We start from the raw sequence: 13119 nt of genomic DNA, 5'->3' as shown, positions 1-13119 counted from the left end.
ATATCGCTATAAAAAACATCTTCTATTTACATTTAAAGTTTTAATAAATCAGACAAACACAATTTATGAAATTTGTATTACAATATAAAATTATTTAAATAGAAAGGGAACAGCTATGAATCTCATATATAAAGAAAGAAGCTTCTGGAGATCCATATCCGGGGCCTTTTTAGTATGTCTGATTTTAGCGATTTTCAGTTATCAGTACTACCAATACTTGCAAGAAACTATACAAGTGGAAGGTAGCGGCCATCTGCAAGAAATTTCAAGTCGAAACAGTATGAACATACATCGAGTCTTAGAGGATCAGTATAACCTCTTGGATATAATGGCAACCTCTATAAAAAATAAAAGTGTAGAGTCAATTCATGATCTGTATACCACTATAGATAGCTATAGAAATCATTGGGATTTCCAGAATATCATATTAGTCGAAGCGAATGGCTTAGGCCATATAACAAATGGCCAAACGATTTCATTTCAGGGAGACACTTATCTTCAAGACACGATTCTGAATAAAGAACAGTCACTGTCTACACTGCACACCATCGACAATCAAAAAACCGTTATTTTAGCCTCCCCGATAGAGGGTGTAATACTAGACAATAACGAAATCGTGTTCATTTTCTGTGGTATTATTCTTATTTTCTTTACACTATTGTTAATGTTGCTGCGATCTCAGCGACTTCACAGGTTTGAACTGGAGAACATAGCATATGTTGATCCTATTACAGGAGGCAACACCCTTGAAGGCTTCTCTAAGCTCGCGAAAGAAGTTCTTATGTCACCCATTCAAAAACAATATGCATTAGTGTATATAAACATCCGAAATTTCAAGGTGATTAATGAGCAGCTCGGTCATCTTAATTGTGATCGCATACTTCATGCTCTTTATGAGAGTATTCATGCTAATCTCACAAACAAGGAAATCATAGGAAGAGTAACAGCTGATAACTTTTGTGTGTTACTTGAATATCATAACAATCGGGATTTACTTGCTCGATTTGATAATTGGTATATACATACTAAACAAAGTGTCGAAGACTATAAGCCTTCCCATTGGATGATACGAGAAATGGAATTTGGCGTTTATATTGTTGAAAATCATACAGTTCCTCTCCCACAAATGATTACCAGGGCAAAGATCGCCCTTCGTGAAGCTGTAGCTGTCCACAATACCAGGTTTCGATATGCTTTATATAATGATCAAATGCGCCTTCAGTTATTACGTGAAAAGCAGCTTGAAGACATGGCGGAAGATGCCCTGAAGAAAGGTGAATTTCAGGTTTATTTACAACCCAAATACCGCTTGCCAGATGAACGTATGACTGGGGCAGAAGCGTTGACTCGTTGGATCAGTGAGTTAGAAGGAATGATTTCTCCGGATGAATTTATTCCGTTATTCGAGAAAAACGGCTTTATTATTCAACTCGACTTATGGGTCTTTGAAGAAGTATGCCGAATGATTCGTGCTTGGCTTGATGAAGAAAAAGAACTGATTAAAATATCGATTAACTGCTCACGTACTCATTTTAAGAAGCCTGATTTTTTTAAAGAGTATATTAAAATCGCTAAATCCTATAACGTTCCTGAAAATTTGATTGAAATTGAACTGACAGAAAGCCTATTTTTAGATAATAAGCATTTTATCCAAATAATTGAGGAAATTCGTAAAGCCGGATTTAGTTGCTCCGTCGATGATTTTGGAAGTGGCTATTCTTCACTAAATCTTATTAAAGCGATTCCTGTAGACACATTAAAGCTAGACAAAGTATTTTTTCATAACTCGGTGCAAGACCGTGAGCGGGCTGAATCTGTTATAAGCAGCGTTATATCGATGGCAAAGGTACTTTCTATGGAAACTGTTGCAGAGGGTGTCGAAGAACGAGAACAGGTTGAAATGCTCAAAAGATTAGGCTGTGACTATATACAAGGTTATGTATTTTCTAAACCGAAGCCAATGGAAGACTTCAAGCAGCTTCTGTAGATGATCTTATAATCAGACTTCATACTGGATTTGTACAACAGAATTATGGGATGGTAAATATGGAGAGAATATTACTTAAGAAAATTGGATTGGTTTTTGTCATTCTATCTATTGTTATATTTGCAGTGTTCTCGGGGCTAATCTTTGTCACAGAAAGTAAGATAGCTATTCATGATCTTGACGAGATGATTAAGCAAGTTGAGAGCTTCTATAATAAAAGCAAGCTCGATACAGAAGTAACTGAGGAAATGTTTAAGGAAGATTATTTGAACAGAGCCTATGCTGTGGATTATATGCTGAATAGTAACTCAGACGGAAATTATAGTCTTGAAACTCTTAAAAAAATAAAAAAACTGATGGAAGTTGAATCTATTCATGTTATAGATGACACAGGGAAAATCGTGGTCAGTAGCGAGAAGGATTCGATCGGGTTGAATTTGAAAAACTATCCGGAATCCGATCCTTTTGCGAAGCTGATTGACAGTAATGATAGAACAGCAAATGTCGTACAGCTGGATGCTGTCAGCATAGCTAAGAAAGAATTCAAAATATATATAGGGGTAAAATCAAGCTCTGAGAAATACTCTGTAGTTCAGATTGGACTGGATGCGAATGTTTTAGATGATTTAATTGAAAAAAATTCAATAGAATCCATTACGAGAAATATACCAACCGTATATGAAGAGGCGATATTTGTTGTTGATGGGACAAGCGGCAAGATTGTCGGAATTACTCAAAATAATGATCAGGAATTAATCTTTGATCAGGCTGATACGCCAGAAGAGTATTTATCTATATTAAAGAGCAGTAATAAAGGAATACTCATTAATATTAACGGTTCAATGAAATATCTAAAAACTCGAAACGTTGATGATAAGATCATCGGCGCTTATATGGATGCAAAATCGGTATATAGAACGATGCTTGTACAAATTTTCAGCTTATTAATAGGCATCTCTACTATACTTATCTGTGTCATTATGATTTTTAGGTATCATCTTAAACGCTATGTCCTGAAAGATATTGCTTCTATTGAATCCAGTATTAAAGAACTGATGGCCGGAAACAATGACGTAACCTTTGAAACGGAATTCGATACAGAGTTTCGACATATCACTGCAATACTTAATGATTGGAAGGATAGTAATAAATATAAATCTGAAAGAATGACGAGAATGATTTCTTCCATCGGCAGTCATGTGGCCGTGTTTGAATGTCTATATTTGATCAATCAGAATTTCTACACTGATAATACACAATCTATTCTAGGTGTTGATGATGAAGCATGGGATGAAATAATCAAATCTCCTAAAGGTTTTGAAAATTATCTAAAATCGTTAATCTCTCATTCTGAAGATGAAATTATTACGCTTAAAAACGATAGATTTATTAGCATAGTCTCCTTTAATAAGGAAAATGAGTTCTATGGAATGATCATGGATAAGACGAAAGATGTAATATTAAATAAGAGAATTCAACAAGAACTTCATGCTGCTCAGGAAGGAGCTGAGATCGATCCGTTAACTCATTTAACGAACAGAGCCGGTCTGGAGAAAGACGTTAAAAGTTCATTGAAAAATAGACCTGGAGAAGGGACTTTGATTATCTTTGATCTGGATAACTTTAAATCGGTAAATGATGAGTTGGGACATCCTGAAGGAGATAAAGTATTAAAGAAATTTGCTCATTACCTGAAATCCTGTTTTGGAACAAATGATATTGTCGCAAGGATTGGTGGAGATGAATTTGTTGTCTTTATTCATTCTAATGTACCTGTACAAGTAATCTCCGATAAACTTCGATTATTGTTAAATGAGATCCGGGAGAAACTGGGGGACTATAACAAACATTACGGACTTTCAGCAAGTATAGGAGTTGCATATGTAGATAAGCGTAGAAATAGCTATGATGACTTATATAAATGCGCTGATGTCGGGTTATATATAGCCAAGGGACTTGGTAAAGATCGATTCTATATTAATGAAGACAATATTCGTTGTATGAGATCTAACTGTATTAGATGCACGAAAGACTGCAAGAAAAGAGAGCTTCTTGGATTATAGATATGATATTAACTATAATTGGGATTCATACGTAACTAAAAAAGCCAGTTGCCGATAGCATATCGACAACTGGCTTTTAAACTTATTTAAAATTAAACTGGAATCGCCTCATAGGCCAATTTTATGATTACATCCTTATGCTGAGGATATTTAGACAACAGTTCATCCTGTGTAAACAATTCAAAATCCTGAAACTCAAAGCCAGGTGAAACCATGCATCCTACAAGAGAGAATGTGTCTTGATCCCTAACAGATGAACCAAAGATTGAGTTTTTCGGAACCAGTACTTGAGGGACTTCTCCATTCTCCAAATCTATCCCTAATTTATACTCTTTATATTCCCCATCTTCGTCAATAACATGAACGGTTAAAGGACTTCCAGCGTGATAATACCATAGCTCATCCGATTTCAAACGATGGAAATGAGAGATATCATTCGATCCTAATAGAAAGTAGATGCTTGTATAAAGCTTTCTTTTTCCTTCAAATTCTACGGTCAATTCTTGATCCGAAGTTTGTTCCTCAGATTCAAAGGTTCTTTTATAATATCCACCTTCTGGATGAGGAAGCAGTCCAAGTTTAGATACATAGTACTGAGCGTCATGTTTGTTCATCGATGTATGCCTCCGATTAGATCTGAATTCATATAATGTACAATTACCAAACAAATAAACCTACAACCATTGCAGTTAAGCTAGAAACAAGCAGACCGCTCACTAACAATAACCATGTGTACTTCGCAATGAATTTGGATTTTTGATCTCCGAATAGTGATTGCACACTTCCAAGTATAATCCCAATCGTCGTGAAGTTACAGAAAGAAACAAGGAATGTTGAAATAACAGCTTCCGTATGCGGAGTTAAGCTCGAGAGCATTTCACTTAAGCTGGTCATGGCAACAAACTCATTGAGAACGATTTTTTCACCCATTAATTGACCGACGGCGAACACTTGAGAGAAATCAACACCCATTAAGAGGCTGATTGGTGAAAAAACAACCCCGAAAATATTTTGAAGTGTAAGCTGATCATTAAACAATCCCAAGAAGGTATTCGTAGCAGTAATCAGAGAGACGAAACCAATCAGCATAACAGCAATAATTAATGCTAGGTTACCACCTGTCATCATGCTTTTCGAAATCATATCGAAAAAATTACCTTTTTCAGATTTGGATGGAGAATAAATAATATCCTCTTCTTTGGTAACACGATACGGATTAATAATTGAGGTAATAATTAGTGCACCGATGGCATTCAAAGGAATAGCCGTGAGTACATATTTCGGGTCAAGCAGCTGCAAGTATCCACCTAGCATCCCCGCACTAACACAAGACATACTAATCATGGCAATCGTCAACAGACGCTTGTCACTCATCTTATTCAGTTGATTCCGAGTTACCGCGAGTGCCTCGTTATTACCTAGAAACATCACTTGAATGGAATAAAAGCTCTCAAAGCGAGGCGTTCTCGTAATTTTAGAGAAGACCCATCCGATTGCGTTTATAATGATTGGCAATATGCCAAAGTACGTTAATATATCAAAAAATACAACAACAAATATAATAGGCATTAATACATTCATAAAGAATGTATATACTGAACCATCCAGAGGTGCGAAATCACCAAACACGAAATTAACGCCGGACATCGCGCTGTTAATTAACCATAAGAAGAAATCCGAAATCCAGGTGATTACATTTGCGCCAATGTTGGTCGATAACATAAACCAAGTAGTAGCTAGTTGCAGGACTAACAAAATCAGGATTGGCTTGAATGCAATTTGTTTCTTGTTAAAAGATAGCAAATAGCTTCCGCCGAGCAGAATCAAAATTCCAATGATATTGATGATGAAATACATTTGGTGAGCTCCTTCTGTAAATTCTAGGGTGTGTGTGAAGCATTAAAAAATGACACTCTCATCTGATTTCGTCAGCAAGATACCGGCAAAAAAACCCAGGAATTATATTCACTTCCTTGAGTGAACAATATTTCCTGGGCCGCAAATAAATCAGACTCCTAGTCATGGTACATAGGAGTCTGAAACACCGATATATCGCTACTCATAGTCGAAGCCTTTATGGGGTTCGGTAGAAACTTGCAGGCCATATCCCTGCGATTATATGAGAGAAAACTATTCTTTTTTAATGTTCGGTTGAATTATAGCAGAATATAAAAAAATAATAAAGCGTAAGTAACTTAGAGGTCTCAGCACAGGAAAGCCTCACTAATTTCTGTTTAATATTTTTCATAAATAAATAGATGAATGTGATCTATATCATTTTAATTTGATAGTTGAGTGTTGCATAATGGAAGATTCTTTGATAAGATTAGATCAAGAAATATTTAGATATCTAAATTTTCAACATCAAGATAATACTTATCATTGGAGGGTTTCAGCAATGGGTAAATTAGATAATAAAGTAGCGATCATTACAGGTGGGGCATCCGGTATCGGCGAGAACATGGTTGATCTTTTCGCTAGTGAAGGCGCGATCGTTATTGCAGCTGATATTAATGAGGCAGCTCTTGAGAAAGCAAGCCAAAAAGAAAATGTACACGGAATGAAATTGAATGTTGCTTCGGATGAAGATTGGGCAGCGCTTGCTAAAGAAGTAAACGAGCGTTTTGGTAAAATTGATATTCTAGTAAACAATGCAGGTATCTCTTCTGAGAAACCTTACGCGGAAATTAATTCTGAAGATTGGCAGAAAATGATGGCCATTAATGGTTTTGGTCCATTCGCTGGGATCAAACATGTGGCTCCTTATATGGCAGCTCAAAAGAAAGGTTCCGTCGTTAACATTTCCTCGTACACTGCTATGATCGGACAAGGTTTCAACCATTATTCCGCATCTAAAGGTGCTGTACGTGCGCTATCTAAAGCAGCAACTACAACTTTCGGCCGTCAAGGCGTTCGTGTAAATGCTCTCTTCCCAGGGATCATTGAAACACCAATGACTAAAGCGTTGAGCACTTCGAAAGACTTGCTGGATAATTTGATCAAAGCAACTCCTTTGCAACGTCTGGGTCAACCTGACGATATCGCAAAAGCTGCATTGTTCTTGGCTTCCGATGATTCTTCTTACATCTCCGGTGCTGAAATCGTTATTGACGGTGGATTCTCAGCTCAATAATATTGAATTTAATTAGTGAGACAGCTCTTAATTTAATTAGGAGCTGTTATTATTTTTAACAAGGAGGATTTTATGGAGGACCAGACCATTTTTGAACTCATACATAACATGGACAAAGTTACTGATCGATTGATTATTCAATGGAATAAAGCATTCAATGGCGATATTGGAATCTCACACATACTGGTGATCCGTCATTTGCTGCAGCACGGAAAAAGCAGGCCTTCAGATATTGCAAAAACATTGGGCCTTACTCCTCCTACGCTGAGTTATTTATCGGAGAAACTTGTCAAAAAGAAGTTGGCTGTCAGAATGTTGGACGAGTCCGATCGCCGAGTTGTTTATTTGTGCATTACAGAAAAAGGGGCTGATCTCCTTAAGAAGGCAACACTCGAGGGAGAAAGACTTCGTAGAGGTTTATTTGAGAAGTTAACGGAAGAAGAGCATGCCCAGCTCATAAATATTTATAGAAAACTGAATAGTGAGGACAAATGATTCAGTAAATTCTATCTATAACAAGTCATCAAGATCCCCATCCCACCTTTGTGATTCCCCGCCAGTAAGAGCATCTATCTACCCACTCTTTGCACCTTATAGACCATCCCATGCAAGTTCATCATTACAAAAACTCGACTCAGATGGATTAAACATTGTTCATAAATGTTTTATGATAGGCGTTACGATACTCAGTTGGGGTCATATTCCCTCGTAAAGTAACCTGTTTTCCCAAAAAGAGCAGCGATCTTTCCCGGTGGAGTACCGAGAAAAGACCGCTGCTTAAGTAAAAGCTTTATTTTTATGCCTACTTGACGGAGCTATGATAATTCGCTTCTTATCTTACTTAGCTAATGCACTGGATGCTGCATTTTCTCCACCTAATCGTCCAGAGGTGAATGAGTAACCAATGCCGACTCCGTTACCGACGTAAGTGTCGTTAAACAGAACACCTTCAGACTCTAGGCCAACAGCATACAGTCCTGTAATAGGCACCCGGCTTTCATTGAGTACTTGGAACTTTGTATTCACAAGTAGGCCACCAACGGAGCCTAGGTTGTTAATTTCAGCAACAATGGCATAGTAAGGCCCATTTTCGCCCATTGGCTCCAAGTATTCTTTTGCCTTTCCGAATTCGGTGTCTACCCCTGTCTGGGTGGCTTTTTGATAGCTTTTGAATGCATCTGTAAATACGGCAACATCCATGCCTGCATTTTCAGCCAGCTCTTCAATGGTATCTCCTTTATAGCCATCCCCATTCTTAACCATATCATCAAATACCTGCTGTGCATTGGTCCAAGGCGTTTCGAGCTTAAATTGATCCTGGAAGTCCGCATAGAATTCAGGTGGCATACCCGGCAATTTTGGAGCATTCACGCCCTTCATGCCTTCTGCGCTCAAGGCATCAAGCTGGGACTTTGATACGATGACCATATGGTAAGCACCATTAAACGCACTCGTATTAGCTGCTGCAACGGCTTCAAGTGTGGTTGCTTCATCTCTAAATCTAGCCCCGGAAGGGCCGACATTCATAAAGTTTGGCAGATAAGTCAGCATTAATGGATAGCTAGCCTCAAAGGAAGAATATTGTTCCTTGAGCTTGCTGGTAGATCTAGCGAGTGTCTGGTGCAGCATCTGACCGCCAAAGTTATCTGGAACCTTAGCGCCTGCTTCCCAAGCCATCTTCAAGCCTTCACCAACATTTTGGCCAAGACCACCGTTAATACCTTCGAATCCAAAGGCTTCCTTAACCATTTCCTTATTAGCTGCGTAACCACCTGTAGCCATGACAACACTTTTTGCAGAGATTTCAAGGGTTGTTCCATCGGCTTTTTCCGCGATGACGCCAGTTACGTCACCATCTGAACTTGTAATCAGTTTCTTCGCAGTTGTTTCTGTAATAACCTGGCCACCATTCTTCTCTACGGAATCAGCCAGCATTTTTTTTAGCAGATCTTGACGGCTCTCATAAGCTGGAAGGACATGAAGCTGTTCTCCAGCAAAGTTAAGGAAGGTAGTCTCATAACCCTTTTCTTTCAGCCAGTCGTAAGTCTCACCCGATTTCGTTACATACTGACGGATAGCTGCTGCATCAACACGCCAGTGATTGTTCACAATCCAGTTGGCAATTTCAGTTTCTACATGGACTTTTACCCCTTCATTGACTGCAGCGGAGGAGTTGTAGAACTTCCCTGCCCATGACAGGTTACTTGCTCCACCAATCGTGGCCGTTTTCTCAACGAGAATAACTTTTGCCCCTTGATCTGCTGCCGACACAGCCGCAGAAACACCGGATGCACCAGCACCAACGACAACAACATCAGCTGAAAGCTGCTCAGTTTTGCCTTCTCCTGCCTTTGCTACAGTATTAGTTTTGAAGGCTTCTACATCTCCGCCTGCTTGTTTTACTGTATCTTCTACGGCAGCAAGCAAAGCTTCACTGGTCTGGGACGCACCGCTAACGGCATCTACATTGAGCGTCTGTCCTGTTATGATCTGTTCCTTCAGTGTTTCAATCGCTTTGTCACCAATACCCGCCGTTTCGGACGCGCTGATAACTTTGATGTCAGAAAGCTCTGTTTCACTGAATGTAACTTCTACCTTAATCGCTCCTTCTTTACCTTTGGACTCAGCTGTGTACGTTCCTGGTGTGAAGGTTACAGTAGTTTGGTCGTCCTGTGGCTTCTCGGAGTTCTGGGCTTGTGCCGTATCTTCCTTCGGAGTTGGATCACTGGAACATCCACCAAGCACGGATATGGTCATGACTAAGCATAACAATATCACCATAACCTTAGAAAAATGTGATCTGTGCTTCATTGATTTACCCCCTGTATTCATCGTCATACTTTAGATTGTTACTTTTTTCACAATCTTTTCGAGATGATCTTAAACCTTGGTGCTGCACCAAGGTCAAGGGAGAAATAACAAAAAAACCTCAAGAAGTCACTGGGGGGCATCCTGAGACTGTCCTTGCGGCTTTAGAGATTAAGTAGCAATGAGTTAAACTGGAATATTAACTTCCAAATAGGAAGATAAGGTTTGTTCGATGTGCTCAGTTAATATTATTTTCCCTGTAATATCTCCTTTAATCTCAAGTCCTTGGTTCGCTATTTCTTCTAACATGAAGGCGAATGATTTCATAGAGAATGGAGCTTGGGGTGAAGTGTGGACGACTGAGGACAGACACCGAGTAGGGGGGAGATACTCTACCTCATCAGGTACTGTAACTTGTAACTTGGCGGCATCGTCTTCGGTCAGACAGATTCCCCAATTGTATTGAAGGGGATTACAAGTTATCTCATGGGTATTTTCAATCCGGAAGGAAAAGAAAGTATGTGGAAGTAGATCCATCCATTCCCGGATCGTGCTCTCCCAATCAAATTCCCTTAAAAGACTATTTTGGCACGTCTGCTTAATACGATATCTGCCTGGGATGTGCTTGATCTGACACTGATTAATACGGTCCTCTATATCCTCACTCTCTTTATGAATGTCATTCAACTTCGCCAGCAACAACGTACAATTGCGTATATGCTCCTCCAAATTTTGCTTCGATTCCGCAATACGGTCGATGATCTGACGAGAATTGCCCCCGTTCATTAGATTAGACACGTCATGTAGTGAAATGTTCAAACTCCTATACCACCGGCTCATCAGTACATTACGAATATCTAAATCATTGTAATAGCGGTAGTTGTTGTTACAATTTTTGTGAGGACAAACGATATTCAGCTTCTCATAAAGTCGCAAAGTATCCGGAGAGACTCCCGAAATGGCAGCAAACGCTCCGATTGTATATTTTTTTTCCATGGATTCAGGCAAGTTTATACCACCTCTCCCATAGTTGTAAAGAGTAGAAAATCAGCTACTCGATAGTTATAGTTTATTATAAAGACAGTCGTTTATTTATGCATTAATTCACAAAGTTTTTGATCTGTCTTTTGATAAAATTTTGCAAAAGGGGTTATAGCCGGTGAGAAAGGCCTGATTGACCTGGAGAAACATCGATATGTACCGGGTTATATGGAGAGTTCTATACTGGAAATGGTATAATCTCAAAAAGGGTTTAAGTGGGAGGCATAACGATGAGAGAAGAGCTCTTGGAACAGTTAGACCAGTGGCATGAGGAAGATGAATATGAAGAGATCGTAGATGCCATTCAGGAAGTACCTGAGAATGAACGAGATTATGTACTGATCAGTCATTTGGGAAGAGCGCTGAATAATCTCGAACGTTATGAAGAGGCGATTGAGCAGTTCTTACTTATTAAAGAAGAGGGCAAAGATGACCCGTTGTGGCATTATCGTATAGGGCTGGCCTACTACTACTTGGATCTATATGATGAAGCACAGCAAGCATTTGAAGTTGCCGATCAATTAGAGCCTGGGGATGAAGACACGCTCGAATTCCTGGAATGGATTCAGAGTAAAAAAGACGAAGAGGCAGAAGAAGCCTCTGAAGAAGCTGTAGAATCCGGTGCGTCTGCTGAGGCAAGTAAGGCCCCTGTTTATTTTGACACCGACTTTGATTTCACAAACTTTTGGGATGACAGCGAGTATGCGTTAGAAAAATATGTTTCCGAACCGCCGACAGATGGATTGATTGAATCCGTAGAAGAACAATTGGTGTTCAAGCTGCCTGCCTTCTATATTAATATGGCGAAGGTACATAACGGCGGGGTGCCTCACAACAGATATTTCCAAGCGGGGAAAACCGGGTCTGAATCAGGAAGCCATATTGAGATTTCAGGTATCTTAGGAATTAGCCGTGCGAAGAGCCATTCGCTGTGCGGAGCTTCAGGCAGCCGGTTCATGATTGAAGAAGACGGATACCCTGAAATCGGGGTTGTGATCTGTGATTGTCCATCAGAATCTGCAGTTGTCATGCTGGATTATCGTGAATCCGGGAATGACAGCGAACCAGAGGTGGTGTACGTTGATAAAGCGAACAATTACAAGATTACCAAGCTGGCACCAAACTTTGAGGCGTTTATCCGCGGATTGGTACAGGAATAGATTTAATAGATTTAGATACCTAATGGAAACAAAAATTTTATTAGATGATGTAAAGGAATATTAGAGAATGAAATATAAAATGATTGTACTGGACTTAGATGATACACTGCTTCAAGATGATGGGACTATCTCTCTCCGTAACAAGCAAGCTCTTATGGCTGCACAAGAAGCGGGTGTTAAAGTGGTTCTAGCGTCAGGACGGCCAACGTATGCGATGAGATCCCTGGCAGAAGAGCTAGAGCTAGAGCGCTTTGGAAGCTATATTTTGTCGTTTAACGGGGCGAAGATCATTAACTGGAAGACACAAGAAGAGCCTTTCAGCAGCACATTAACACCTCAGATGGCCCATGATCTATACCAGATGAGTGTAGAAGAGGGTGTATCTGCGCTCACTTATGTAGGCGATGAGATTATTACGGGTTCGGCCAACGAGTACACGGCGATTGAAGCAGATATTACGGGCATGAAGGTTGTGGAGGTGCCTAGCTTTGTTGAAGCCGTTCAAGTGCCTGTCGTTAAAGTTCTAATGGTTGCAGATCCAGAGAAATTGGTCCAAGTTGAGGAGAAGTTAAAGGTGAAAATGGCAGGGCAGCTGAACATAATGCGCTCAAAGCCTTTCTTCTTGGAGTTTACGGAGGACGGTGTCAACAAAGGCACCAGCCTGAATCATCTGATTCATCAGCTTGGCATTGAACGGTCCGAGGTCATTGCGATGGGCGATGGATACAATGATGTTGCGATGATCGAATTCGCAGGTCTTGGCGTCGCTATGGGCAATGCACCGGAGGAAATTAAACAATTGGCTGACTACGTTACGGATACGAATATGAACCATGGTGTAGCCCAGGTCGTAGAAGAGTTCATACTGAAGGAGCTGGCACTAACAACCTAGTTCTCAAATGGGAAGATAGGTTCGAATGTAGTTGT

At 39.7% G+C, this 13119-nt stretch carries 10 protein-coding genes and 1 riboswitch; of the genes, 6 read left to right on the top strand and 4 right to left on the bottom strand.

Annotated features, from left to right (window positions below; all coding sequences use genetic code 11):
• Window positions 1–280 precede the first annotated feature (280 nt).
• Window positions 281–1987 (top strand): putative bifunctional diguanylate cyclase/phosphodiesterase, encoded by a 1707-nt coding sequence (locus ACFQV5_RS07965; protein WP_379245404.1) that lies wholly within the window; start codon window positions 281–283, stop codon window positions 1985–1987.
• Between the two features lie 59 nt (window positions 1988–2046).
• Window positions 2047–4050 (top strand): sensor domain-containing diguanylate cyclase, encoded by a 2004-nt coding sequence (locus tag ACFQV5_RS07960; RefSeq protein ID WP_379245402.1) that lies wholly within the window; start codon window positions 2047–2049, stop codon window positions 4048–4050.
• A gap of 92 nt (window positions 4051–4142) precedes the next feature.
• Here ACFQV5_RS07960 and ACFQV5_RS07955 read toward each other — a convergent pair whose 3' ends face one another.
• Both ACFQV5_RS07955 and ACFQV5_RS07950 read right to left on the bottom strand, forming a co-directional pair.
• The gene (locus ACFQV5_RS07955; protein ID WP_379245400.1) at window positions 4143–4664 is read right to left on the bottom strand and encodes a cupin domain-containing protein; all 522 of its coding nucleotides are present in this window, start codon (window positions 4662–4664) and stop codon (window positions 4143–4145) included.
• Between the two features lie 43 nt (window positions 4665–4707).
• Window positions 4708–5907, bottom strand: a complete 1200-nt coding sequence (locus ACFQV5_RS07950) for a NupC/NupG family nucleoside CNT transporter (RefSeq protein ID WP_379245398.1) — start codon at window positions 5905–5907, stop codon at window positions 4708–4710.
• A gap of 185 nt (window positions 5908–6092) precedes the next feature.
• A riboswitch (purine riboswitch) is annotated at window positions 6093–6193 on the bottom strand.
• Between the two features lie 255 nt (window positions 6194–6448).
• Between ACFQV5_RS07950 and ACFQV5_RS07945 the strand changes: the two genes are divergently transcribed.
• Window positions 6449–7183, top strand: coding sequence for an SDR family NAD(P)-dependent oxidoreductase (locus ACFQV5_RS07945; protein WP_379245396.1), 735 nt, complete (start codon window positions 6449–6451; stop codon window positions 7181–7183).
• A gap of 108 nt (window positions 7184–7291) precedes the next feature.
• Window positions 7292–7678 (top strand): MarR family winged helix-turn-helix transcriptional regulator, encoded by a 387-nt coding sequence (locus tag ACFQV5_RS07940; RefSeq protein ID WP_379245394.1) that lies wholly within the window; start codon window positions 7292–7294, stop codon window positions 7676–7678.
• A gap of 342 nt (window positions 7679–8020) precedes the next feature.
• On the opposite strand, the gene ACFQV5_RS07935 is transcribed toward ACFQV5_RS07940, so the two are convergent.
• Complete coding sequence (locus tag ACFQV5_RS07935; RefSeq protein ID WP_379245392.1) at window positions 8021–9994, bottom strand: FAD-binding protein; 1974 nt, start codon at window positions 9992–9994, stop codon at window positions 8021–8023.
• Between the two features lie 183 nt (window positions 9995–10177).
• Window positions 10178–10999: a MerR family transcriptional regulator gene (locus tag ACFQV5_RS07930; protein ID WP_379245390.1), complete on the bottom strand. Its 822-nt coding sequence runs from the start codon at window positions 10997–10999 to the stop codon at window positions 10178–10180.
• Window positions 11000–11262: 263 nt separating this feature from the next.
• On the opposite strand from ACFQV5_RS07930, the gene ACFQV5_RS07925 reads away from it, so the two are divergent.
• Both ACFQV5_RS07925 and ACFQV5_RS07920 read left to right on the top strand, forming a co-directional pair.
• On the top strand, window positions 11263–12192 hold the full coding sequence (locus ACFQV5_RS07925; protein ID WP_379245388.1) for an SMI1/KNR4 family protein: 930 nt from the start codon (window positions 11263–11265) through the stop codon (window positions 12190–12192).
• Window positions 12193–12259: 67 nt separating this feature from the next.
• The gene (locus tag ACFQV5_RS07920; RefSeq protein ID WP_379245386.1) at window positions 12260–13084 is read left to right on the top strand and encodes a Cof-type HAD-IIB family hydrolase; all 825 of its coding nucleotides are present in this window, start codon (window positions 12260–12262) and stop codon (window positions 13082–13084) included.
• Window positions 13085–13119 lie beyond the last annotated feature (35 nt).

Origin of the sequence: Paenibacillus sp. GCM10028914, assembly GCF_042666275.1 — a bacterium.
Classification (GTDB): Bacteria; Bacillota; Bacilli; order Paenibacillales; family Paenibacillaceae; genus Paenibacillus_AQ.
This window is presented reverse-complemented; position numbering and strand designations above follow the sequence as displayed.

Excerpts from the sequence above, each read along its gene's own strand:
- ACFQV5_RS07965 (WP_379245404.1), top strand. The coding sequence starts at position 281 with ATGAACATACATCGAGTCTTAGAGGATCAGTATAACCTCTTGGATATA.
- ACFQV5_RS07960 (WP_379245402.1), top strand. The coding sequence starts at position 2,047 with ATGGAGAGAATATTACTTAAGAAAATTGGATTGGTTTTTGTCATTCTA.
- ACFQV5_RS07955 (WP_379245400.1), bottom strand. The coding sequence starts at position 4,664 with ATGAACAAACATGACGCTCAGTACTATGTATCTAAACTTGGACTGCTT.
- ACFQV5_RS07950 (WP_379245398.1), bottom strand. The coding sequence starts at position 5,907 with ATGTATTTCATCATCAATATCATTGGAATTTTGATTCTGCTCGGCGGA.
- ACFQV5_RS07945 (WP_379245396.1), top strand. The coding sequence starts at position 6,449 with ATGGGTAAATTAGATAATAAAGTAGCGATCATTACAGGTGGGGCATCC.
- ACFQV5_RS07940 (WP_379245394.1), top strand. The coding sequence starts at position 7,292 with ATGGACAAAGTTACTGATCGATTGATTATTCAATGGAATAAAGCATTC.
- ACFQV5_RS07935 (WP_379245392.1), bottom strand. The coding sequence starts at position 9,994 with ATGAAGCACAGATCACATTTTTCTAAGGTTATGGTGATATTGTTATGC.
- ACFQV5_RS07925 (WP_379245388.1), top strand. The coding sequence starts at position 11,263 with ATGAGAGAAGAGCTCTTGGAACAGTTAGACCAGTGGCATGAGGAAGAT.
- ACFQV5_RS07920 (WP_379245386.1), top strand. The coding sequence starts at position 12,260 with ATGAAATATAAAATGATTGTACTGGACTTAGATGATACACTGCTTCAA.